Below are 22,355 nucleotides of genomic sequence, written 5' to 3'. Positions count from 1 at the left end.
CGCATTTTCAGGTTTGTACCTGTATTGTTTTTAGCGACTTTACTGATTTAACTGCTCTCTGGTCGGCAATCCTTCACTATCGCCGATTACCTGAATTGCCATCGCACCGATCTGATTACCACGCTCGACTGCCAGGCGGGGCTCATGTCCATCCAATAATGCGCTGATCACGCCGACCGCGAAACCGTCGCCGGCGCCGACGGTGTCGACCACGTTTGTTACCAGCGGCGCCGGAACGGTGGCTTCTTGTTCTGCGGTGCGCAAGTAGGCCCCTGAACTACCCAGTTTGATGATGACGCCAAGCGCGCCGCGCGCCAGGTAGAAGTCGGCGATCTCGCGCGGTGTCGTCAAGCCGGTCAGGATCCGGCCTTCTTCGAGGCCCGGCAGCACCCAGTCGGCGTACGAAGCCAAGGCGTTGAGCCGGTCCACCATGAGCTCACGTGAGCGCCACAATGTCGGCCGCAAGTTGGGATCGAATGTAATGCTCTTGCCGGCTGCGCGCATTTCGGTCGCGATATGGAAAGCCAGTTCCAGCGATGATTCGGAAATCGCCGGTGCGACTCCGGACAAATGCAGATGGCGTGCAGCCTTGAAATATTCCGGCCGGTAGTCTGCGACCGACAGGTGGCTGGCCGCAGAGCCTTTGCGGAAATATTCGATTTCCGGATCGCTGCCGTCGTCGTTGCGCGATTTCAGCTGAAAGGCGGTGGGGTAACGCTCATCAATTGTCACGGCGTCGCTATCGATGCCTTCATTCGCCAGAGTCTCCAGTACGTAGCGGCCAAACGAGTCTTTGCCGACACGGCTCATCCAGCCAACCTGAAACCCCAGGCGCGCCAGGCCGGTAGCGACGTTGAGTTCGGCGCCGGCAGCGCGCTTGATGAAATTTTTGGCTTTGGCAAGGTCGCCTGTTTCGGCGGCGACAAACATTGTCATGGCCTCGCCGTAAGTCACCACGTCCAGTTTTTTCATTGCGGCCGGTTCGTTTGCGGATTGCGCTGTTATTGACATGCATTCACTCCTTCAAGTGCCGCAAATGTCGGCTTGCAAGCCGAACGCAAGCGTTCAACATGCGTTGCCTGCGCATCTTCGCCCGCTGGCAGCGGATATTCAATTGCCCGCGGTACGTGGCCGGGTAACTTTGACAGGCAGGCACGCCAGTCGACGCTGCCATCGTCGGGCGCCACGGTAAAACGGCGCATGCCTTCGCCCCGCACGCCCTTGCAATGAATGTAACGTACGTGTGAAGCAAGCGTGGCAGCGGCTTCGATGGCGTTCTCCCCGGCCCAGCTCCAGTTACCGATATCAAAAGTCATGGCTACAGGGATGGCGGGTGCATACGCTTTGCATGCGGCAAAAAAGCTGGCGAACTCCGTGATCCGGCTGCCGCTATCTTGCTGGCCATTTTCAAGCAGTAATGTAACCGGTGTGTCGCTCAGCGCCTGTTGCAGGAGTTTTACGTCAACCCGGCCGGCGTAGCGATGCATTTGTAATTTGAGGGTTGCCGCACCCAGCGTTTCTGCTTCACCCAGACGCGTAATCAGCTCTTGCAGATTGAGATCGCCGTTCGGCAGGAACAAGGATTCCGGCGCGGAATACACTGCTTGCAATCCGTTTTCAGCTAATAGCGGCTTTAAGGCGGCAAGCTCCAGCGCGATTTCATCATCCGCCCGCAGGAATAACTCCCGGCGAATTTCGAGGCCATTGGCGTTGGCGCCGGCCGCAAGTGGAACTAGCGCGGCATGGCCGTTCTTCTGTACAAAATCGACGCCGTAGGCTGAGGCCACGATGAAGATATCCATGGTAGATGGCAAATCTGTCTCCTAAGTATTTCTAGTTGCTTTAATATTTTTATGTTTGGAACCGGTTCCATAACAAATTAAAAAAATTGCCAATAATTTATTAAATGAACATATAGATCAAGCTATTGGGTACAAGAATCTATGGAACCGGTTCCAAGTTAATCCAAAAAAAATCAACAGTCAAGCCTAAGTTACACTTTTCAGGGCTGCCGTGGAGCCGCGTATCTCCAATTCTCCGGGGAACGCCAGAAACCGCGGCGGAGCATTTGCGCCATCGATGCGTTGCACCAAAAATTCCAGCGCCGCATGACCGATATCGAAGGTCGGTTGACGAATGCCGGTAATGCCGCTGCCGGCCAGCACCGCCCAGTTAGGATCGTCAAAACCCAATAAGCCGACATCATCCGGCCAGCGCGCGCCCAAGCCTTGCAAGCCGAGCGCGGCATTCAGCAACATGCGGCCATTGCCGGCAAGAATTGCGCTGCGCTGTTTGCTATGCAGCGCAGCCTGTAACGCTAACTGCAATGCTGCGGCATCCGCTATATCGACTTCTGCGGTAATCGCGGCGTATTGTTTTCCGGCTTTCTTCACCGCTTGGTGGACGGCCTGTTCACGTTCGCTGCGGCTGCTGACCTGGCCAATCGGCTCCGTAAGAAAGTGAATCGCATGAAATCCCTGGGCAATCAGGTGTTGGGTCGCCAGGGTTGCAGCCTGGGTATTGTCAAGTCCGACCATGTCGCATTGCAAACGATCGGCGCGGCGATCGATAATGACCATGGGCAGTCCAGTGTTGCTGATGGCCGCCAAATCTTCCTCAGGCAAACCGATTGGATTGACTACCAGGCCTTCCACGCGGTAATTGACCAGCAAATTCAGATAACGCTTTTCCAGTTCAAGCTGGTTATCGGAATTGCAGACCATCAGCATGAAGCCTTGCTTTTGACAGGCGGCCTCGACGCCACGCATGACTTCAACCGAATACGGATTGCCGATATCGGCGACTACCATGCCAACCATGCGCGTGCGGCCGCGCTTGAGCCCGCGCGCCATCTGATTGGGGCGAAAGCCCAGCTTGCGGATGGCGTGCTGTATGCGTAGCCGGAGTGCATCGGAAAGGCTGTCAAATTCGCCGTTCAGATAGCGGGATACGCTGGTTTTCCCTGCCTTGGCTTCGCGCGCGACATCGTTGATTGTAGGCGTGCGGGTAGTATCGGTGTCGCGCATGGAGAGAGCCAGGAAAATGTCGAGAGTAGGGTGATTCGGATAATGTTGCTCACGCATTATTCCATGCTTGTGTTTGCCGTGACCAGAACCTTTTATTACATTGTGCCGGCCGCCTAACGCAAACCAATAGACATGCGGGCAGCCATGTCGTGCAATTTTACTTCGATCTTTTAGGGCTATAAATGCATCGTCATGGGTTGTCGCACTTCGTCATGCATAGCCACGCATTGCCACGCATCACCAATTAATATCGCGCAATGCTCAGGTGATGCCGCATCAGTGCGGCTGCCCATTCCCTGTTACCGCTTTCCAGCGCCTGGATGATTTGCAAATGCTCGTGGCATGAGTCGATCTGGCGCGGAGCGTGGTGAACCGCGATATGTTCGCTCTGGCGCCGAAGTTGATTCTGTTGCTGTACCGCTTGCAGCACAAAGCGATTGTTGGAAAAGCGCGCCAGCATTTCGTGAAAAGCGGCATTGAGCGAGAAAAACGCCAGGGCGGAATATTCGGCCGGACTCTGGCACAGCAGTTTTTCATGCGCCAGCCGGCTGTTCCGCAATGGAACGGCATCGATTTTGAAAGTGCTTTCCAACAGTCCGCCGCACTCCACCATGGTACGAAACTGGTAACTCTCCGCCATCAGCTCAGGCGAGCCTATGGCCGGCGAGAAATTCCAGCCCTGGCCGCGGCGTTTCTCTATCAGGCCGTCTGCCGCCATACGTACCAATGTTCCACGCAACAAACTGCGCGACACCGCGTAGCGGCCCAGGAAATCGGTTTCCGTCATCATGTCAGGCAACAGATTATTGGTGCGATCGTCGATCAGCCGCAAATACAGGGTGTCGCCGCTGACGCCGTCCACCACCATCTCCTCCGCTTTGCCGAGCGTGGCGTTAGCGCTGACGAAATAGCCGCTGTTCACGTGGTATTCCAGCAACTCTTGTGCAGCCACCAGGCGCAATGCCGCTTTGACCGGAGTCCGCGAAACATCAAACTGGTTTGCCAGGCCTTCCTCAGTCAAATGTGTTCCGGCAGGCAATTCACCGGTCGTTATCTGTTGGATCAGCCGATTCGCCAAGTCGAGTTGCAAGGGGCTCGGACGGCTGGATTTTTCTGGTTTTGTCATTCTCTTGCCACTGTCAGGTTTACATTTGATTGATGTTAAATGATTAATATCATTTAAGTAAACTATCGGGCAGATTCGGTTGGGATACTTAACAGATAAGACGATTCTTAAAAAACAGCATTCGTTTGGCTTTATCAAAAAATTAATACAGGCTATTTTGTGGTTATCTATTTGATAATAAATATGCAGGAGAGGCGTCCACATGGGACAAATAGCGCTGCGGTACAGGAATGTGGCGCTCAAAAAAACACATGTCCATGGCGGGTACGCAACCACAGGAGGGACAAGGAAACATGAGGCAAAAGACAAAAAAGACAATCGCTGCAGCAATGGCGGCCATGGCAGCCATGCTGGCCGGTGGCGCGCATGCGCAGTCCGGCCTCACCATTTTCGGCGGGATAGATACCGGCGTCGAAGTACTGAGCAATGTACCTGACGCCAATGACAATGCCAGCCGCAACCTGGCTCAGTCCGGCGCGGGCTTGCTATATTCCTTTATTGCTTCAACGCTGATGTGCAAGGTCACCGCGTCGCTGACAAAGGGCACGTAGCGCGCAAGCTTGTAATCGCTGCGTAAAATCTTGGCCGAGCCGTTGGCGCCGCAGGCCTGCTTACCGTAAGCGAGCATGAAACGGCAATTGAAATTGCTGATTTCCAGCGTTACCGGATGCGTGATGCCCTTGATCGTCAGGTCGCCGTCGACTTTCGTCAGCTGCTGTTCTTCGAAATGCAGGCTAGAGGATTTGAAACTGATCTTCGGGTAGTTGGCAGCGTCGAAAAAATCGCCGGAGCGCATGACCTGGTTGAAGCGGTCGCTACCGGTACTGACCGATGCCGCATCGATTTCGATGTCGATACTGCCGCTATGTGTGTCCTGGTCGATTTCAATCGATCCGGTGGTGGTGTCAAAGCGGCTGCGCTGCTTCGACAGGCCCCAATGGTTGTACTCGAAATACGAAAAAGTGTGTTCCGGATCAATCAGGTAACGGTCTGCAGCAAAACAGGCGCTGCTGCCAAGCATCAGCAGCAATAGTAAAGAGCGCGGCAAAGCGTTTTTCTTTGGTAACTGCTTTTGCAGAACTGCCATCTGGCTGTCGCTGGTTTGCATGGTGAGACATCACCTTCAATTTTTGGTTCTCTACTAAGCTTAACGATACAGATAGTACATATATTCCGATCCGGAAGCATATAAAATAGTTCTTTCGCAGCAACGCCAAAAATCCGTTGTCTGTAATCATTGTATGTAGTCATTGTCTGTATCTGGGATTAATCGTAGCAACTCAAAGCGGAGCGCCTTCCATCATGTATGAGCTGTATATCGCCAACAAAAATTATTCATCATGGTCGTTGCGGCCATGGGTACTGATGCGTCAACTCGGATTGACGTTTAACGAACACATTGTGCCGTTTACCGACGGCGCCGTAGGCTCTAACTGGGATACATTCCGCAGTTTTTCGCCATCCGGCAAGGTGCCGGCCTTGATACACGACGGTACTTCGCTATGGGATTCGCTCGGGATTGTCGAGTATCTCGCCGAGCGCCATGGCGGCGTCTGGCCGAGCGACCCGCAAGCCAGGGCCTGGGCGCGCTGCGCCGCTGCCGAGATGCATTCCGGCTTTGGCGCCTTGCGGCAGCATTGCACCATGAATTGCGGCATCCGGGTGCGGCTTGAGCACGTGTCTGAAGCGTTGCAGGGCGAAATCGCCCGCCTCGACGAATTGTGGAATGAAGGCCTGGCACGTTTTGGCGGACCTTTCCTGGCTGGTGCAAACTTCAGCGCCGTCGATGCATTTTTTGCGCCGGTAGCGTTCCGGGTACAAACCTACGGCCTCAAGTTGAGCCCGGCGGCACTAGCCTACGTGACGCGGTTGCTCGATTTGCCGGCCATGCGTGAGTGGCAGGCCGACGCATTGGCGGAAACCTGGCGTGAACCTGGCCATGAAGACGAAGCCAGCGCGGCAGGCACGTTGCTGGAAGATCTGCGTGGCGCGCCGTCGAAGTGAAACAGAAGCGCACAGTGGCGTGCCATAATATCGCGCATGTTTCCACCTAACGACGACAAACTGCTGCGCATCACCGACTCACTCGCCATCGCGCTGAGTGAGATCGAGATAAGCGCCGTCCGCGCTCAGGGGCCGGGCGGCCAGAACGTCAACAAAGTCTCGTCGGCGATACATCTGCGGTTTGACATCGGCGCATCGTCGCTATCCGATTTCTACAAGGAAAAGCTGCTGGCGTTGAACGACCAGCGCATTACCAAGGACGGGGTTCTGATTCTCAAGGCGCAACAGTCGCGCAGCCAGGAAAAGAACAAGGGCGAAGCCTTGCAACGCCTGCAGGAATTATTGCTGAGCGTGACTGTGATTCCCAAGAAAAGACGGCCAACGGCGCCCAGCCGGACTGCAAAATTAAAGCGGGTCGATAGCAAGACCCGGCGCGGCAAAGACAAAGCCATGCGCGGCAAGGTAATTCTCTGAAAAAGCCGGCGCTCCCGATTGGCGCACCGCGCCAGGGTTACGCAGGCACCAATCGCAAGCGCGTGATTTCCGATGGTGCGAACAAGCGTTTCGGCGGCCCCCAATAACCGGTGCCGCGGCTGGTATACACCCATAAATTGCGTAAGCGGCGCAGGCCGGAGGTATATGGCTGCTGCATCGGTACGAACAAATTCCAGGGAAAGAACTGGCCGCCATGCGTATGGCCGGATAACTGCAGGTCGAAACCGGCGTCGGCTGCGGCGGCGGCCGAGCGCGGCTGATGCGCAAGCAGCAGTTTCAACGCTACATGCCGCGGACCGCCGGCCAGTGCTGCATGCGGATCGCTGCGCTGGGCTTCGTCAAAATGATGGGCACTATAATCGGTGACACCGGCCACCAGCAGTGAGGCGCCCTGATGGTCGATCACCACGTGCTGGTTCATGAGCACCGTCAATCCAAGCCGGCGCACTTCCGCTACCCATTCTGGTGCGTTCGAATAATATTCGTGATTGCCGGTAACGAAATAGGCGCCGTGACGGGAGCGCAGCTTGGCCAGTGGCGCAGTGTGTGCCGCCAGCTGCTGCACGCTGCCGTCGACCAGATCGCCGGTGACCGCGATCAAGTCTGGCTTGAGAGTGTTGACCTTGTTGACGATAGCATCCAGGTAACTATGCTTGATGGTCGGGCCGACATGAATGTCGCTGATCTGCACGATGCTGTAGCCGTGCAGGGCGGCGGGCAAGCCGTTGATCGGGACATCGACGTCGACCACCGCAGCCAGGCGGCGCGCATTGAAAAATCCGATGACGCTGGTCAGGGCGGTCACGAGCAGCACCGCCACCGCGCTCCAGAATGCGAATTGATCTTGCTTCAGTGTGAACCAAGGTGACAGCCACAGGCATAGCTCACGTAACAGAGTCGTCAGTAACAGCGATGAAAATACACCCATGGCCAGCATGCCGGCCCATGCCATGCGATCGGACAGGGGCTGGCGCTGGATGGCGCGGGCCAGCAGGCCGGCTGGAATCAGCAGGAACGACAGCAGTAGCCAGCTACCTAGCAAGACTGGCAAGAGCGGGATAGCCGACAGCGCCGGTATCAGGAGCCAACCGATAAGCGCATGCAATACGCCCAGCAAAAACAGAACAACCACGATGGCAAAGCGCGAAGGCATGAGGGTACCTGTGAAAAGAATGAAGGGACATGAATGGAACGCTTTGAAGCAATCACCATTAACGATCTAGTGGCGAGTGGTGCGCTTTTTACCCATATCAGGGCGTAGATGCCGGCTTCAATAGCAGCACGCCTGTATACGGCATGCGATGTATTGAGGAAACTGTTGGTTTATTCAAATATAATCGGGAAGTTAATTCTCTAATAATTACTTTCACAATCACAATATCAGGTGTTTTTCCGCTAGTTATGCCTCTTTCGAAGCGAAATCAAGTCATTTCCCGTCTGTTCCGCAGCTTGTGCCTGTTCCTGGGTTGCCTGCTTTTCGGTCTGGCTCATGCGAACCCGGCACCGGCCGCGCCGATAACGGCTGCCGACGCCAAAAATGCAAATTCCACCCGGCCTCGCATCGGCCTGGTGCTGTCAGGCGGCGGCGCGCGCGGCTACGCGCATCTGGGCGTGTTGCAGGCGCTGGAAAAAATGCACATCCCTATCGATTATGTTGCGGCAACCAGCATGGGAGCGGTGGTCGGCGGCTTGTATGCGAGCGGGCTGTCGGTGGAAGAGCTGGATCGCATCCTGACCGAAACCAACCTGAGCGATATCGCCTTCGACCGTAATGACCGGGCAGAACTGCCGCAGTCTCAGCGCGAGGACGATTTCCAATATCCCATCGGCTTGTCGGCCGGCTACGGCGACGGCAAACTGAAACTCCCGGCTGGCCTGGTGCAGGGTAATAATCTGCTGTTGCTGTTGCAGAACTGGACCCCGCAGCTGCCGGCGAATATTTCTTTCGATAAATTGCCAACGCCTTTCCGTGCTGTGGCGACCGATCTGGGCAGCGGCCAGGAAGTCGTGCTAAGCCAGGGCTCGCTGCCGCGCGCGATTCGCGCCAGCATGGCGGTGCCGGGACTGTTCGCGCCGCTCAAGCTGGATGGCAGAACCTTGGTCGACGGCGGACTGGTACGCAACTTGCCGGTATCGCTGGCGCGCAGCATGGGTGCCGACATCATCATTGCGGTCAATATCGCAACCGATCTGGCAGATCCGTCTACGCTCGATTCGCCGACCGCGGTGGCGCAGCAGATGGTGACCATCCTGATTCATCAAAACGTCAAGCAACAGATCGATTCGCTCAAGAAAGACGATGTATTGATAGAGCCGGAACTGGGCGATTTGTCTTTTGCCGATTTTTCGCGCGGCAAGGACGGCGTCAAGGCCGGCTACGATGCAACCGAGCGCCAGCGCGCCAAACTTGCAGCACTGGCGTTACCGCCGCAGCAATGGAAGGAATATCTTGCTTCGCGTACCGGTGGCCCGGTGCTGGCGCAGGAAACCCATATTGACGCAATTGAAATCAAGAGCAACGGCCGGGTGCCGGCAGCGGTAGTGCGGCGCGCGCTGGACGTCAAGGAAGGCGATTTCTACAACCCGGTCGCACTCAATAAAGATGTGGCGCAGCTGGCGACCAACGGCGATTTCAAAAGCGTGACGCAAGAACTGGTGACGGAGAATGGCCGCAATGTGCTGAAGGTCGATGCCGACGATAAATCCTGGGGACCGCACTTCTTGTTGTTCGGCCTTGGCGTGTCGAATAATTTTGACGGTCGCGGCGATTTCAATCTGCAAATCGGCCATCGTTTGCCATGGATTACCGAAAGCGGCCTGGAGTGGCGCAACGATGTTGTGCTGGGTAGCAATCAGGGTAGCTTGCATACCGAATTGCGGCAGCCGATCTGGGGCCAGGTCGGGTTATATGTGGCGCCGTACGCCGAATACGCACGTCGTCATCTTGATATCTATGCCGACGATGACGTCACCTCGTCTACAGTTCCTGTTACGGCCTATCGGATCGATACCACCAAGGTCGGTATTGATCTGGGCATTCCGATTGGCCGCCTCGGCGAGTTCCGGGCGGGGATTAATTATCAATGGCTGGTGGCCCGGCCTTCATACAATTTTCCTTTCGGAGGGCAACTGTCGGACGGGATATTCCAGTCATACCGTATCAAGCAGCCGGTATTCCGCGCTCAACTCACCATCGATCAACTTGACGATCCGTTGTTCCCGCGCAAAGGTTACTACCTTTCTGCCATCAGTAACGTTGGTTTCGGTGGCGCGGCGAACAGTTACAGCGATTCCCAAAGCAAGGCATTATGGGCGATCAGCCGCGGCGGCAATACGCTTAACGTGGCGTTGGAAGCAGCGGGCACCTACGGCAATGAAGCGAATGACGCCACCGGCAATGGCGGGCTTGGATTTTCCCTGGGAGGATTTCAGCATTTGTCGGCGTATGCCCCAGATCAATTTAATGGAAATTACCTGCTGTATAGCCGCCTGACTTACCTGCGCGACATGCCAGGACTGGAATTGCCAGGATTACGTAATACGGTGCTGGGTACCAGCCTGGAAGTGGGCGACGTCTGGCAGACCCGTGAGGCCTTTGGCAGCGGGCCACTCAAGAAAAGCGCCAGCATGTTCTTAGGTGGGAGCAGCTTCCTTGGTCCTCTGTATTTCGGCCTGGCGTTGGCGCCGCGCGGGGTCTGGAACGTGTATTTGCAATTGGGCCGGGTATTTTAAAGTGGCCGCTGAGGGCGGTGTGCTATAGATATCAGGTCTTGGTATCAGATCTTGTCAGCACCGCGCACCCGCCGCGGCGGCGCTGGCGGATAGCCGAAAAATTCCAGCACGCTGTTGACCACTTGTTCCCGGTCATTGTCGACGCAAATCATGTGATAACTGTTTTCCAGCACCACGACGCGTGCATCCGGCAACGTCGCTTGCAGGAATTCGGCCGATTTCAGGCTGGTCAGTTCATCTTCGCGCGCATGGACCACCAAGGTCGGGCTGGCGATCCTGTGGGCTCCCGCCAGTACTTTCTTGCGTAAGCGGTCGACCTGGCGGATGCAGGCCAGCGGCACCCAGCGATAGTGGAAATTGTCGCCGCGTGCGAATTTGGCCTTGACGATGGCGCGCACCGTGGCATTCTTGATGCCGAACGGCTCGTCTTCTTCGACCTTCATCCGGCTCGCCATGCCGGGTATCCAGTACACCAGATGGCGCAACTGGCGATACCAGGGAGTAGACCAACCATCGATGAAGACCGGCGGCGCCAAGGTCACCAGCTTGCCATCGGCATTACCTGCGCCTTTCCCATGCTGCACACGCTCGCACAATGCCAGCGCCAGCAACGAGCCCAGACACATGCCCATCACGTGGAAAGTGTCATACTGCGGCGCCAGTTCACGGTAACTGGCGGTGACGCTGTCCAGCCAGTCCTCGTAGCTTACCGTCACCAGATCTTCAGGTTGGCCGCCGTGGCCGGGCAAGGTAACCGCGTGAGTTTCCACGCCGGCGCGCTGCAGCACTTTGTGCATCGAGCCGAGATCGAATTGGGTGCCGCCCAGGCCGTGAATCAGCAAGGCGCCGGTACGACCACTCATATCCGGCCCCGTTGCCGCGCATCCTCCTTGAGATTGAGGCGCCAGGCGCCGGCCACCATGGCGACCGATTCGTCGGCATCGAGTAGTACGGCGCTCATGTCGGTCACCTGGCTTTCTCCTCCAGCCGGCAGCAGCAGGCGGAAACTCAGGTCAGGGCGGGCATCGTCGTCGGTGTCGTCGAGCCAACGGCTGCGCAATGGCTGGCGATCATCTGGATGGACGTGTGCCAGAACCTGGTCCAGGTCGCTGAAGGCGGTGTTCGCTACGCCAAGCAATCCCTGCAGATCTCCATGCCAGCACAGCTTTTTGCTATGCGGGTCTATGTTGTAGACCAGTTGCCGGCTGGCGGTCAGGGCTAGCTCGGTGTCGTTTTTCCACTGCGCGGCATCTTCATGCAGTTGTTCGCGGGTAGTCTTGAGGGCGCTGATCAGCAGGCTGAGCAGGGCGGCGACAGCGAGATAGAGCTGGGCTTCCAGCAATGAATGTTTGGAATAAGTATCCGCAAAAGCGGCAAAAGGCCCTTCGCCCTGGACCGTGTTCAACAAGGCGAAAAAGGCCAGCATGGCGACTGCCAGCGAGCCGCCGCGGCCGCCCCACAACAAGGTGACAACTGCAACGAAAAAAAGCGGTACATAAGTCAGCGCAAAATTGACGCCGGCAGAAAAATTGCTGATGCCATGACCGTCGAAGATGATAAAAGCAGTCGCTCCCAAGGCGACGAACGCCGCCAGGCCGAGCAGGAAGTCGCTGCGATCCATACCGCCGGAACGCATCGCGTGGAAGCGCGACCAGCCTGCCAGTACAGGTGTGACAATCAGGATGCCAACCAGATCGGAGGCAGCCCAGATGCGCGCAGTCGGCCAGAACGGCACCTGTTGCACCAGCAAGAACCAGGCAGCGCCAATGGCTGCGCTGATGGCGCTGCAGGCGACGCCCGCGATCAACAGGCCACGCACGAAATTCAAACCTTCCATTGGTAATTGGAGCATGCGCACCAGCGCCACCACGATTGCCGCGACGCCGATCTCGTCGAGAGCAAACAGTGCAACCCGCAGCAGATTGCGGTCTTCGATCCAGCCCAGAAGCAGTTGCGCCAGCACGAAGCCGATAGCCACCGGCAGCCAGCGTCCGGTCTTGGTCAGCATGAACGCCGCCACGGTGACGCCGGCCGGCAGCCAGATATAACCGGTCGCCGCAATCGGGCCATTGAGCTGATGCGACACGTAGCCGGTGGCCAGGTAGAGCAAACCCCACAGCAATGCAATGACAGATTGGTTGGTCAGTTTCACACTAGATATCCTTATGGCGTTGGCGCAGTCGTCATCCCGGAAATGATGATCGTGGCGCCGCTCATTATATGGTGAATCTGGAAAGAATTTGGTTGGTGGCAAGATTGATGACGCGTCTGCAGACGTTCGCCTGTGAGCCGGGAGATGGGGCAGGCGAGCCGATGGCGGCCAGGAGAGGTTACGTACGCGTGCTGCGTCCGCGACTGCATCCGTATTATTGCAATTTGCTGATATTATGGGATTTGATGCTGGTTAGTTCTGATATCCGTCATGCATTCCGATTGGCTCGGTAATGCAGGGAATTTTGCGGAGACTAGACCCCCGGAAGGGTCTAGTCTATGGTATATGGTGCCCACGGAGGGACTCGAACCCCCACACCTTGCGGCACATGGACCTGAACCATGCGCGTCTACCAATTCCGCCACGTGGGCTTGAGAGAGCAAGATTATAAGCTAACCTGAAAATAAGTCAACTCAGTCATAACGATATGAAGATATAAATTGCTTGGTTAGGAGAATGTCATATTCCTCCGTTACACTAAGCCTTGATGAATAACAACCTGTTGAAAATAGCCTTTTGAGCCAATATTCCTACACAATCCCCAGCCGGGAGGAAATTCTCGGCCTTCTGCGAACCTCTTCCGAGGCGCAAAACGCCGCCGCTCTAGCCGCCGCGCTTAATGTCAAACCTGATGAAATGGATGGTTTGACGCGCCGCCTGAATGCCATGGAACGCGACGGGCAAATCAAGCCCGACCGCAGCGGCATCTACAAACTGACCAATTCACCCGGCTTTATCGAGGGCCGCGTCAGCAGCCATCGTGACGGTTTCGGCTTCCTGATTCCGGACGAAGGCGGCGACGACGTTTTCCTGCCTGAAAAGGAAATGCAGAAAGTGCTGCATGGCGACCGGGTCCAGGCGCGCATTATCGGCACCGACCGCCGCGGCCGTCCCGAGGGAACGATTGTCGAGGTGGTGTCACGCGCGAATACCCATGTGATTGGCCGTTTGCTGAATGAAAACGGGGTTTGGGTGATCGCTCCCGAAGATAAGCGCATCGGACAGGACATCATCCTGGCCGGTTCGCCGGGCAAAGCCAAGGCCGGGCAAGTAGTCAGCGTCCAGCTGACCGAACAACCTTCGCGTTTTACCCAGCCGGTCGGCAAGATTGTCGAAATCCTGGGTGATATTGACGATCCGGGCATGGAAATCGAAATTGCGGTGCGCAAATACGGCGTGCCGCATGAGTTCTCCGAAGCGGCCAAGAAGCTGGCTGCCAAGCTGCCGGGCGAAGTACGTGCCGCCGACCTGGCCGATCGCGTCGATTTGCGCGATGTGCCGATGGTAACGATCGACGGCGAAGACGCCCGCGATTTCGACGATGCTGTTTATTGCGAGCCGGTCAAGATCGGCCGCGCCAACGGTTACCGGCTGATTGTGGCGATTGCCGACGTTAGTCATTACGTCAAACCTAACGATGCGCTGGATGTCGATGCGCTGGAGCGCAGCACTTCGGTCTATTTCCCGCGCCGCGTGATTCCAATGCTGCCGGAGAAATTATCCAACGGCCTGTGTTCGCTCAATCCCGACGTCGATCGCCTGACGCTGGTGTGCGATGCCGTGATCAGCGCCAAGGGTGAGATCAAGGCTTACCAGTTCTATCCCGCGGTGATTCATTCCGCGGCACGCCTGACGTACACTGAAGTGGCGGCTATCCTGGGTAATACCAAGGGGCCGGAAGCAGCCAAACGTCCCGGCCTGGTGCCGCATTTGCTGCATTTGTATGAGGTCTTTCACGCCCTGCTGCAAGCGCGCCAGGCGCGCGGCGCGATCGATTTCGAAACCACCGAGACCTACATCGTCTGCAATGCAGCCGGCAAGATCGAAAAAATCCTGCCGCGCACCCGCAACGATGCGCACAAGGTGATTGAAGAATGCATGTTGGCGGCTAATGTCTGCGCCGCCGACCTGATGGAGCGTCACAAGCATCCGGGCCTGTTCCGGATCCATGCGCATCCGACCAAGGAAAAGCTGACGATACTGCGCACCTTCTTGAAGCAGGTTGGCTTGACGCTGGCTGGCGGCGATACGCCTGCGGCTTCCGATTATGCCGAGCTGATGCCTAAGATCAAGGCGCGGCCGGATGCCTTGCTGCTGCAAACCATGATGCTGCGCTCCATGCAGCAAGCGGTCTACAGCCCGGAAAATATCGGCCACTTCGGTTTGTCGTATGAATCGTATGCGCATTTCACCAGTCCGATCCGGCGTTATCCCGATTTGCTGACGCATCGCACGATCAAGGCGATCCTGCAAGGCAAGCGCTATGATCCGAAGGGATTGGACACCAGTGCCCTGAACACCATGCTGTCGCCGGCCGGCCGCAAGAAACAGGCGGAAGACAAGGCAGCGGGCAAGAAGAAAAACGAAGGCAGCCTGGCCATCTGGGAAGCGCTCGGTGTACATTGTTCCGCCAATGAGCGGCGTGCCGACGAGGCTTCGCGCGATGTCGAAGCGTGGCTCAAGTGCTATTTCATTCGCGACAAGCTGGGCGAAGAATTTACCGGCGTGATTTCCGGTGTCGCCACGTTCGGTATTTTTGTGCAGCTCGATGCGTTGTACATCGAAGGCCTGGTGCATGTCACCGAACTTGGCGCCGATTACTTCCAGTACGACGAAGCGCGGCACGAATTGCGCGGTGAGCGTACCGGCATCCGTTATCAGTTGACGGACCGGGTAACGGTGCAGGTAAGCCGGGTTGACCTGGATGCACGCAAGATCGATCTGCGCCTGGTCAACGAGCCCGGTATCAAGACCGTACTCAAGAATGAAGCACGGCGTGCGGACAATGCGCAAGCACGCAGCGCCAAGCCAAAGGGCGGCGCCAAGGCGGCTCCACCTAGGAAAACCGGTGGCGTCACCACTGCGGCCAAGACCACCAGCCCAGGTAAGGCGACCAAAGCAAAGAAGGCCAAGACGGCAATCGTTCCTGAAAAGACGCGTGCACCGAAGGCCTTCACGAAGTCTAGTAAACGTAAACGATAGACCCTGTAATAGATTGACCCTGATAGATAGAATATGAAAAGTAAAATGATTTTCGGCTTTCACGCCGTCACCGCGCGTTTGCGTCACGAAGCATCGTCGGTGGAAGAGATTTATGTGGACGCCAGCCGCGTCGATCGCCGCATGCAAGATCTGCTGAATGCCGCCAAAGCGGTTGGCGTACGTGTGATCCCGGTGGATGACGCGCGTTTGTCGAATATCGTCGGCACGCGCCGCCACCAAGGCGTGGTAGCAAAAGCCGGCGAGTTGTCGCTGGCGCGTAACCTGGATGAGCTGCTGGATGCGATTGTCGGTCCGCCGCTGTTGCTGGTTCTCGATGGCATCACCGATCCGCACAACCTCGGAGCCTGCCTGCGGGTCGCCGATGGCGCCGGCGCGCATGCCGTGATCGCACCGAAGGACCGCGCGGTTGGCTTGAACGCCACTGCGGCCAAGGTCGCCAGCGGGGCTGCCGAAACCGTTCCCTACATCACGGTGACCAATCTGGCGCGTACCTTGCGCGAACTGAAAGAACGTGAAATCTGGCTGATCGGCACCGACGAAGACGGCGAAAAAGGCTTGTATGAAGCCGATTTTTCCGGCCCGGCAGCGCTGGTAATGGGTTCCGAAGGTGAAGGTATGCGCCGCCTCACGCGCGAAACTTGCGATGTGCTGGTCAACGTGCCGATGTTCGGTTCTGTCGAAAGCCTGAATGTGTCGGTCGCGTCCGGCGTTTGCCTGTATGAAGCCCGTCGCCAGCGCATGGTAAAGGGTTGTTGATCCCATTCCGCCTTACCCATTCTGAATCAGGCCGCCGGTTTTTCATGCATGGCGGCAATTCAGGATTTCCCAGTCCAGCCTGAAACCGGCCTGCCGGTTTTTCCGGACTTTCGCAGTAAAAGACGGCAGGCGTAATTTGGAATAACATTACGCCTCCGCATACATCCGACATCCTTATGTTCAGCCGCATTCGTGAAGACATTGCCAACATCATGGCACGTGATCCCGCCGCTCGTACCCAGTGGGAAGTACTGACTTGCTATCCCGGCCTGCATGCCATCATCCTGCATCGCTGGGCGCATCATTGCTGGCACAACGGCTTCAAATGGCCGGGACGTTTCATTTCGCAGATAGCCCGCACTTTGACCGGAATTGAAATCCATCCCGGTGCAACCATCGGCCGGCGCGTGTTCATCGACCATGGTTTTGGCGTGGTGATCGGCGAGACTGCCGAAGTCGGCGACGACTGCACCATTTACCAAGGCGTGACTCTGGGCGGAACCTCACTCAACAAGGGCGCCAAACGCCATCCAACCCTGGCGCGCGGAGCGATCATCGGCGCCGGTGCCAAGGTGCTGGGTGGTTTCACTGTGGGCGAGGGTGCCAAGGTTGGTTCCAATGCGGTAGTGGTCAAGGAAGTGCCGCCGGGCGCGACTGCGGTGGGCAACCCTGCGCGCATCGTGCAGAAAGAAAGCAACAACGGCAAGGATGAAGCTGCGGCCCGCATGTTTGCAGCTTACGGCGTCACGCCCAATGGCGATGATCCGCTGTCCAAGGCTCTGCATGGTTTGATCGACAACGCAGCGGCGCAGGAGCACCAGATCGACCGCATTATTGCCTTGTTGAAGAAGTCGGGCATCGCTTGCGAGAGCTTGCCCGAGCTCGAAAAATTTGATCCGGACCAGCTCAACAAACTGGTTGAGTAAGACGGTCGCAGTGAGCCAGGAGAGAGTGTGATGAATCAAGAAGCAGACGGTATTCCGACTGGTGATAATGATGGCGAGCGGGTGGCGGATTCTGGCCGCTCCGATGAGTTTCTGGATCAGTTTGAAATTCGCGTGTTGGCGGTTCTTGCAGAAAAAGAAGCGCTGACGCCGGACAATTATCCCTTGTCCCTGAATGCGCTGACCAATGGCTGCAACCAGTTGTCGAGTCGCGATCCGGTGATGGCTATCGCCGAGTCGACGGTGCTGGATGTGCTGCAGCGCCTGATGCAGCGCAAGCTGGTGGTGGAGGTGAGCCAGGCCGGCGCCCGGGTGGCTAAATACGAACACCGGATGCGCGTCAAATGGCTGCTGGAACAAGACAAGCTGGCGGTATTGACTACCTTGATGCTGCGCGGGATTCAGACGGCTGGCGAGTTGCGTAGCCGTAGCGGCAGGCTGCATGATTTCGCCTCTGTCGGCGAGGTTGAAACAGCCTTGCAATTCCTGGTCGATAAATATCCGCCATTGGTGGCGCGCCTGGCGAAAGCGCCCGGCACCAAGGAATCGCGCTATGCCCATTTGCTGGCGGGCGAGGAGATACTGGAACAGCAGGCAATGGCCGATGCAATGGCCGGCAGCGCCTCAGTGGTGAAAAGTGGAAGCCAGGACCGGATCGCCCAGCTTGAAGATGAAGTTGTCAGCCTGCGGCGCCAGATGGATGATCTGTCGGTGCAGTTTGCCGAGTTCAAGCGACAGTTCGACTAATCGCTCAAGGGGTGGTTCAATCGGCTAATTCCTGGCCGTCGTGGCCAAAGCGCCGAATCACGCCATTCGCATCAATCGCAATCCAGCCGCCTCGCTGCGTCTTGACGTCATACTCCCAATCCGGCAACACATAGCGCGTATGGGCGGCCTCGCCGTCACCGGAATGGTGGCGCGCCGGCCTGTGGGTGTGGCCATGAATCAGCGTGGTGGTAGCGGTAGTGTCAAACAAGGCGGCTACCGCTGCCTGGTTGACGTCCATGATTTCCATGGATTTGTGACGCTGTTCTTCCTGGCTTTCCTTGCGGACGCCGGCAATGATTGCCTTGCGTTGTGCCAGAGGCAGCGCCAGAAATTGCGCTTGCCATTGCGGCTGGCGCACCTGCGCGCGAAACTCCATGTAGGCAAGATCGTCGGTGCATTGCGCATCGCCATGGGCGATTGCCAGGCGGTGCCCACCCACGGTAATTACCGATGGGTCGGGCAACATGGTCAGGCCGGCCGCTTGCGCGAAGCTTTCGCCAACCAGGAAGTCCCGATTGCCGGCGATCCAGAAAACCTGTACGCCGCTATCGCTGACTTGCCGGATCGCTTCGGCAATTTCACGGTTATACGGCGTTTCCAGATCGTCGTCGCCAGCCCAGTACTCGAACAAATCGCCCAACAGATACAGTTGTGGCACCCGCATGGCCTGTTCCTGCAGAAAATCCAGGAACGCTTGTGTAGTGCGCGGGTGCGCCGCCTGCAGATGCAGGTCGGAGATAAACAGCGCAACGGCGGCGCCGGGCGAGTTCGAGGCTGAAGCTGTCATAGGATCCGCTAAAAAATAGAAACCAAGTCCGGATTAAGCGACTACTTCGGCTTTTTCGATGATGACGTCATCCACCGGTACGTCGGCAAACATGCCGGTACGCGTGGTCTTTACGCTTTCGATCTTGTCGACGATATCGGTGCCTTCAACTACTTTACCGAAAACGCAGTAGCCCCAGCCGTCCTGGCCTGGATAGTCGAGGAAGCTGTTGTTCTTGACGTTGATGAAAAATTGCGCGGATGCAGAATGCGGCGCCGAAGTGCGGGCCATCGCCAGGGTGTACGGCTCGTTCTTGAGGCCGTTCTTGGCTTCGTTTTCGACCGGATCGTTGGTCGGCTTTTGTTTCATGCCAGGCTCGAAACCGCCGCCCTGGACCATGAAGCCTGGGATTACGCGGTGGAAAATCGTACCGTTATAGTGGCCGGCATTGACGTACGCCAGGAAATTTTCCACGCTCTTTGGCGCTTTTTCTGCCTCGAGTTCGATTTTGATCGTGCCGTGGTTGGTGGTGAGAAGGACAGCCATGGTATTTCCTATTAGATAGATTGATGGAGGTTGAAAAAGTTGAAAAAAAGGGCAGTAAAAAGCCGGTTTTATTTAGTCACTGTAGCCGATTCGATGATAACCGGGGTTGTCGGCACGTCTTGATAGGCGGTTTTCACCTTCTTGATCTTGTCGACAACGTCAGTGCCCTTGATAACCTGGCCGAATACCGCGTAGCCCCAGCCGTCGCGGCCAGGATAGTTGAGGAATTCATTGTTGTTCACATTGATGAAAAATTGCGCGCCGGCTGATTGCGGATCTGCGGTGCGGGCCATTGCAACACTGTATGGCACGTTCTTGAGGCCGTTCTTGGCTTCGTTTTCGACTTTGTTCGGTGCCGGTTTCTCACGCATGTCCGTGGTCATGCCGCCGCCCTGGACCATGAAATTGTCGATGACGCGATGGAAAATGGTGCCGTTATAGTGGCCGCTGTTCACATAGCTTAAAAAATTCTTGACTGTCTTCGGCGCTTTTTCCGGATTCAGCTCGATGACGATGTCGCCCATATTGGTTTTCAACAAAACGTGCGGCTTGTCGGCAGCGCTGGCAAACGACGGATTACCTATCAGGCAAGCCGCGGCAAATGTAGAGGCAAGCGCCAGTGTAAAGCTGCGGCGTGGCAAGCGAAAAGTCAAGCGTAGAGGTGTTGGCATCAAAGTTCCTTCTTGTAAGTGGCACCGTTTTCGTGTCTCATGTGCTGCATTTTCAGATTTCAGTAATGATATACTGCGGCGAAAAGCAACATTTTATCAAACTAAGCACTGCAAAAGAGTTTTGGCTATTCAGTTGTCCTGACGTCTCGCACGGTAAGCGTGCAGGTAGATGGAACGGCTTGCAATATTTCTGTGCTTTATTTCTGTGCCCTAAGCCGTAACTTCCCATGAGCGACCTGAAAATATATAACACGCTGGCGCGTGAGAAGCAGCCGTTTTCTCCAATCGAACCGGGCAAGGTCCGCATGTACGTCTGCGGCATGACGGTCTACGACTATTGCCATCTTGGTCATGGACGGGTGATGGTGGTGTTCGATATGGTGCAGCGCTGGCTGCGCCAGTCGGGGTTGGACGTTACTTATGTGCGCAATATCACTGACATCGATGACAAGATCATCAAGCGCGCCGTCGAGAACGGCGAGACGATCTCGCAACTGACCAGCCGTTTCATACAAGCCATGGATGAGGATGCTGCCGCGCTGGGTGTGCAAAAGCCGGATCACGAGCCGCGCGCGACGGCGTTCGTGCCGCAGATGCTGGCCCTGATTGAAAAGCTGGAGCATAAAGGCCTGGCGTACCAGGGCAGCGACGGCGACGTCAATTATTCAGTACGCGATTTCGCCGGCTACGGTAAGTTGTCGGGCAAGTCGCTGGATGATTTGCGCGCCGGCGAACGCGTCGATGTCAATCTCGGCAAGCGCGATCCGCTGGATTTCGTCTTGTGGAAAGCAGCCAAAGAGAGTGAGCCGGAAGAGGTTAAATGGAACTCGCGCTGGGGGCATGGCCGACCGGGCTGGCATATCGAGTGCTCTGCCATGGCGGAGCAATTGCTGGGCGAACAGTTTGATATTCACGGTGGCGGCCAGGATTTACAGTTCCCGCATCATGAAAATGAAATTGCGCAATCTGAGGGCGCGCATGGCCACCAGTTTGTCAATTACTGGATGCACAACGGCTTTGTGCGCATCGACAATGAAAAGATGTCCAAGTCCTTGGGAAATTTTTTCACGATTCGCGACGTCCTGAAAAAATATGATGCGGAAGTGGTGCGCTTCTTTATCCTACGGGCGCATTACCGTAGTCCATTGAATTATGCCGACACCAATCTGGATGACGCCAAGCATGCCTTGACCCGCTTGTACACCGCGCTGAAGGAAGTGGCTGCGGACGCCTTGCCGCTGGATTGGAGCGAGGCCCACGCCGAGCGTGTCGCGCAAGCCATGAATGATGATTTCAATACGCCTATGGCCATTTCCACTTTGTTCGATCTGGCCAATGAGGTTAACAAAAATCGTTCGCCGGCAGCAGCACGCCAGCTTAAGGCATTGGCCAGCGTACTGGGTCTGTTGCAGCGTGCTCCTGAAGATTATTTGAAAGGCCGTGTACTCGCCGGTAATGAAGTTGTCGGAAATGGCATTGCACAAGCTGCTTTGTCAGAGCAAGATATCCTACTCAAAATTCAAGCTCGTCAAGCAGCAAAAATAGCCAAGGATTTTTCTGCAGCAGACCAGATCCGTAAGGAACTGCAAGCCGATGGCATTTTGCTGGAAGATAAGCCCGGTGGTCAAACCGAATGGCGAAGGGCGTAAGCGTATGCAAAAAGCGATAGCTGTCGACAACAATTTCTTTGTGCCTTCGTATTGGGAAGACGCCAAAGTTGAGTTGATGAAGCGTGACCGCATCATGCGCAAGCTGATTCCGCAATTCGGCGACCTGCATCTGGTTGGCCGCGGCGAGGCGTTTACCACGCTGGCGCGCTCGGTGGTCGGCCAGCAGATTTCGGTCAAGGCAGCGGAATCCGTATGGCAAAAATTTCTGTTAGTCTGTCCTAAGACAACTCCCGCCCAGGTATTAAAAGCCGGCCCCGAGCAACTTGCCGCTTGCGGATTGTCTAAGCGTAAAGCAGACTATATTCTGGATCTGGCCGATCATTTCAAGGCGAAACGGGTCAATGCCGAGCAGTGGCAAGAGATGGACGATGAGGATGTCATCGCGGATTTGACGCAAATTCGTGGCATCGGACGCTGGACAGCGGAGATGTTTTTGATATTTAATTTGCTCCGGCCCAATATTTTGCCTTTGGACGACCTGGGGTTGCTCAAAGGCATTAGTGTCAACTATTTTTCAGGAGAGCCGGTTTCGCGTAGCGATGCACGCGAGGTATCTGCCAACTGGGAGCCGTGGCGCACCGTAGCGACCTGGTATCTATGGCGTAGCCTGGATGCGGTATCTGCAGAATATTAAGT

General features: G+C 56.4%; 21 protein-coding genes and 1 tRNA gene. 10 read left to right on the top strand and 12 right to left on the bottom strand.

Annotated features, from left to right (window positions below):
- Positions 1-39: 39 nt before the first annotated feature.
- From BM205_RS01725 to BM205_RS01710, 4 genes are all read right to left on the bottom strand, one after another.
- Entirely contained in the window at positions 40-1,011 is a 972-nt protein-coding gene (locus BM205_RS01725) for a sugar kinase (protein ID WP_371326442.1), read from the bottom strand.
- The gene (locus BM205_RS01720) at positions 1,002-1,814 is read right to left on the bottom strand and encodes a sugar phosphate isomerase/epimerase family protein (RefSeq protein WP_139227198.1); all 813 of its coding nucleotides are present in this window, start codon (positions 1,812-1,814) and stop codon (positions 1,002-1,004) included. Before BM205_RS01720 ends, BM205_RS01725 begins: the two co-directional genes overlap by 10 nt.
- A gap of 174 nt (positions 1,815-1,988) precedes the next feature.
- Positions 1,989-3,083 (bottom strand): LacI family DNA-binding transcriptional regulator, encoded by a 1,095-nt coding sequence (locus BM205_RS01715; protein WP_254783690.1) that lies wholly within the window; start codon positions 3,081-3,083, stop codon positions 1,989-1,991.
- Positions 3,084-3,270: 187 nt separating this feature from the next.
- Positions 3,271-4,152 (bottom strand): GntR family transcriptional regulator, encoded by an 882-nt coding sequence (locus tag BM205_RS01710; protein WP_092411936.1) that lies wholly within the window; start codon positions 4,150-4,152, stop codon positions 3,271-3,273.
- Between the two features lie 293 nt (positions 4,153-4,445).
- Here BM205_RS01710 and BM205_RS23930 point away from each other — a divergent pair, with 293 nt between their 5' ends.
- Positions 4,446-4,703 (top strand): porin, encoded by a 258-nt coding sequence (locus BM205_RS23930; protein ID WP_139227197.1) that lies wholly within the window; start codon positions 4,446-4,448, stop codon positions 4,701-4,703.
- Here BM205_RS23930 and BM205_RS01705 read toward each other — a convergent pair.
- Positions 4,619-5,260: a YceI family protein gene (locus BM205_RS01705; RefSeq protein ID WP_254783689.1), complete on the bottom strand. Its 642-nt coding sequence runs from the start codon at positions 5,258-5,260 to the stop codon at positions 4,619-4,621. The genes BM205_RS23930 and BM205_RS01705 overlap by 85 nt on opposite strands.
- A gap of 194 nt (positions 5,261-5,454) precedes the next feature.
- Here BM205_RS01705 and BM205_RS01700 point away from each other — a divergent pair, with 194 nt between their 5' ends.
- Complete coding sequence (locus tag BM205_RS01700) at positions 5,455-6,156, top strand: glutathione S-transferase family protein (protein ID WP_092411935.1); 702 nt, start codon at positions 5,455-5,457, stop codon at positions 6,154-6,156.
- Between the two features lie 36 nt (positions 6,157-6,192).
- Positions 6,193-6,630 carry an alternative ribosome rescue aminoacyl-tRNA hydrolase ArfB gene (arfB, locus tag BM205_RS01695; protein WP_217646002.1) on the top strand — a complete coding sequence of 146 codons (438 nt, stop codon included), beginning with the start codon at positions 6,193-6,195 and terminating at the stop codon, positions 6,628-6,630.
- Positions 6,631-6,667: 37 nt separating this feature from the next.
- On the opposite strand, the gene BM205_RS01690 is transcribed toward arfB, so the two are convergent.
- On the bottom strand, positions 6,668-7,804 hold the full coding sequence (locus tag BM205_RS01690; RefSeq protein ID WP_092411934.1) for a metallophosphoesterase: 1,137 nt from the start codon (positions 7,802-7,804) through the stop codon (positions 6,668-6,670).
- A 248-nt stretch (positions 7,805-8,052) separates the two neighbouring features.
- Between BM205_RS01690 and BM205_RS01685 the strand changes: the two genes are divergently transcribed.
- On the top strand, positions 8,053-10,383 hold the full coding sequence (locus BM205_RS01685; RefSeq protein WP_092411933.1) for a patatin-like phospholipase family protein: 2,331 nt from the start codon (positions 8,053-8,055) through the stop codon (positions 10,381-10,383).
- Between the two features lie 44 nt (positions 10,384-10,427).
- Here BM205_RS01685 and BM205_RS01680 read toward each other — a convergent pair whose 3' ends face one another.
- The 3 genes from BM205_RS01680 to BM205_RS01670 form a co-directional block, all read right to left on the bottom strand.
- The gene (locus BM205_RS01680) at positions 10,428-11,246 is read right to left on the bottom strand and encodes an alpha/beta hydrolase (protein ID WP_092411932.1); all 819 of its coding nucleotides are present in this window, start codon (positions 11,244-11,246) and stop codon (positions 10,428-10,430) included.
- A complete protein-coding gene (locus tag BM205_RS01675) occupies positions 11,243-12,535 on the bottom strand; it encodes an MASE1 domain-containing protein (RefSeq protein ID WP_092411931.1) in 1,293 nt (430 codons plus the stop codon). The genes BM205_RS01680 and BM205_RS01675 overlap by 4 nt, the downstream gene beginning before the upstream one ends.
- A gap of 346 nt (positions 12,536-12,881) precedes the next feature.
- Positions 12,882-12,966, bottom strand: a tRNA-Leu gene (locus BM205_RS01670).
- 145 nt (positions 12,967-13,111) lie between these two features.
- On the opposite strand from BM205_RS01670, the gene rnr reads away from it, so the two are divergent.
- The 4 genes from rnr (at position 13,112) to BM205_RS01650 (ending at position 18,045) form a co-directional block, all read left to right on the top strand.
- Positions 13,112-15,577: a ribonuclease R gene (gene rnr, locus BM205_RS01665; protein WP_092411930.1), complete on the top strand. Its 2,466-nt coding sequence runs from the start codon at positions 13,112-13,114 to the stop codon at positions 15,575-15,577.
- A gap of 33 nt (positions 15,578-15,610) precedes the next feature.
- Positions 15,611-16,354 (top strand): 23S rRNA (guanosine(2251)-2'-O)-methyltransferase RlmB, encoded by a 744-nt coding sequence (gene rlmB, locus BM205_RS01660; RefSeq protein WP_092411929.1) that lies wholly within the window; start codon positions 15,611-15,613, stop codon positions 16,352-16,354.
- A gap of 176 nt (positions 16,355-16,530) precedes the next feature.
- Positions 16,531-17,280, top strand: coding sequence for a serine O-acetyltransferase (cysE, locus tag BM205_RS01655; RefSeq protein ID WP_092411928.1), 750 nt, complete (start codon positions 16,531-16,533; stop codon positions 17,278-17,280).
- A gap of 30 nt (positions 17,281-17,310) precedes the next feature.
- A complete protein-coding gene (locus BM205_RS01650) occupies positions 17,311-18,045 on the top strand; it encodes a YceH family protein (protein ID WP_092411927.1) in 735 nt (244 codons plus the stop codon).
- A 16-nt stretch (positions 18,046-18,061) separates the two neighbouring features.
- On the opposite strand, the gene BM205_RS01645 is transcribed toward BM205_RS01650, so the two are convergent.
- From BM205_RS01645 to BM205_RS01635, 3 genes are all read right to left on the bottom strand, one after another.
- Positions 18,062-18,853: a UDP-2,3-diacylglucosamine diphosphatase gene (locus BM205_RS01645; RefSeq protein WP_092411926.1), complete on the bottom strand. Its 792-nt coding sequence runs from the start codon at positions 18,851-18,853 to the stop codon at positions 18,062-18,064.
- A 33-nt stretch (positions 18,854-18,886) separates the two neighbouring features.
- Positions 18,887-19,378: a peptidylprolyl isomerase gene (locus BM205_RS01640; protein WP_092411925.1), complete on the bottom strand. Its 492-nt coding sequence runs from the start codon at positions 19,376-19,378 to the stop codon at positions 18,887-18,889.
- 68 nt (positions 19,379-19,446) lie between these two features.
- Positions 19,447-20,049, bottom strand: a complete 603-nt coding sequence (locus BM205_RS01635) for a peptidylprolyl isomerase (RefSeq protein WP_092411924.1) — start codon at positions 20,047-20,049, stop codon at positions 19,447-19,449.
- A 227-nt stretch (positions 20,050-20,276) separates the two neighbouring features.
- Between BM205_RS01635 and cysS the strand changes: the two genes are divergently transcribed.
- Together cysS and BM205_RS01625 are read left to right on the top strand one after the other, a co-directional pair.
- A complete protein-coding gene (cysS, locus tag BM205_RS01630; protein ID WP_092411923.1) occupies positions 20,277-21,698 on the top strand; it encodes a cysteine--tRNA ligase in 1,422 nt (473 codons plus the stop codon).
- A gap of 4 nt (positions 21,699-21,702) precedes the next feature.
- The gene (locus tag BM205_RS01625; RefSeq protein ID WP_092411922.1) at positions 21,703-22,353 is read left to right on the top strand and encodes a DNA-3-methyladenine glycosylase family protein; all 651 of its coding nucleotides are present in this window, start codon (positions 21,703-21,705) and stop codon (positions 22,351-22,353) included.
- Positions 22,354-22,355: the final 2 nt, after the last annotated feature.

The organism is Collimonas sp. OK307 (genome assembly GCF_900113705.1).
Taxonomy (GTDB): domain Bacteria; phylum Pseudomonadota; class Gammaproteobacteria; order Burkholderiales; family Burkholderiaceae_D; genus Collimonas.
Note: the sequence above shows the minus strand (reverse complement) of the source record. Positions and strands in the feature narration are given on the sequence as shown.

Excerpts from the sequence above, each read along its gene's own strand:
- BM205_RS01725 (WP_371326442.1), bottom strand. The coding sequence starts at position 1,011 with ATGTCAATAACAGCGCAATCCGCAAACGAACCGGCCGCAATGAAAAAA.
- BM205_RS01715 (WP_254783690.1), bottom strand. The coding sequence starts at position 3,083 with ATGCGTGAGCAACATTATCCGAATCACCCTACTCTCGACATTTTCCTG.
- BM205_RS01710 (WP_092411936.1), bottom strand. The coding sequence starts at position 4,152 with ATGACAAAACCAGAAAAATCCAGCCGTCCGAGCCCCTTGCAACTCGAC.
- BM205_RS23930 (WP_139227197.1), top strand. The coding sequence starts at position 4,446 with ATGAGGCAAAAGACAAAAAAGACAATCGCTGCAGCAATGGCGGCCATG.
- BM205_RS01705 (WP_254783689.1), bottom strand. The coding sequence starts at position 5,260 with ATGCAAACCAGCGACAGCCAGATGGCAGTTCTGCAAAAGCAGTTACCA.
- BM205_RS01700 (WP_092411935.1), top strand. The coding sequence starts at position 5,455 with ATGTATGAGCTGTATATCGCCAACAAAAATTATTCATCATGGTCGTTG.
- arfB (WP_217646002.1), top strand. The coding sequence starts at position 6,193 with ATGTTTCCACCTAACGACGACAAACTGCTGCGCATCACCGACTCACTC.
- BM205_RS01690 (WP_092411934.1), bottom strand. The coding sequence starts at position 7,804 with ATGCCTTCGCGCTTTGCCATCGTGGTTGTTCTGTTTTTGCTGGGCGTA.
- BM205_RS01685 (WP_092411933.1), top strand. The coding sequence starts at position 8,053 with ATGCCTCTTTCGAAGCGAAATCAAGTCATTTCCCGTCTGTTCCGCAGC.
- BM205_RS01680 (WP_092411932.1), bottom strand. The coding sequence starts at position 11,246 with ATGAGTGGTCGTACCGGCGCCTTGCTGATTCACGGCCTGGGCGGCACC.
- rlmB (WP_092411929.1), top strand. The coding sequence starts at position 15,611 with ATGAAAAGTAAAATGATTTTCGGCTTTCACGCCGTCACCGCGCGTTTG.
- cysE (WP_092411928.1), top strand. The coding sequence starts at position 16,531 with ATGTTCAGCCGCATTCGTGAAGACATTGCCAACATCATGGCACGTGAT.
- BM205_RS01650 (WP_092411927.1), top strand. The coding sequence starts at position 17,311 with ATGAATCAAGAAGCAGACGGTATTCCGACTGGTGATAATGATGGCGAG.
- BM205_RS01645 (WP_092411926.1), bottom strand. The coding sequence starts at position 18,853 with ATGACAGCTTCAGCCTCGAACTCGCCCGGCGCCGCCGTTGCGCTGTTT.
- BM205_RS01640 (WP_092411925.1), bottom strand. The coding sequence starts at position 19,378 with ATGGCTGTCCTTCTCACCACCAACCACGGCACGATCAAAATCGAACTC.
- BM205_RS01635 (WP_092411924.1), bottom strand. The coding sequence starts at position 20,049 with ATGCCAACACCTCTACGCTTGACTTTTCGCTTGCCACGCCGCAGCTTT.
- cysS (WP_092411923.1), top strand. The coding sequence starts at position 20,277 with ATGAGCGACCTGAAAATATATAACACGCTGGCGCGTGAGAAGCAGCCG.
- BM205_RS01625 (WP_092411922.1), top strand. The coding sequence starts at position 21,703 with ATGCAAAAAGCGATAGCTGTCGACAACAATTTCTTTGTGCCTTCGTAT.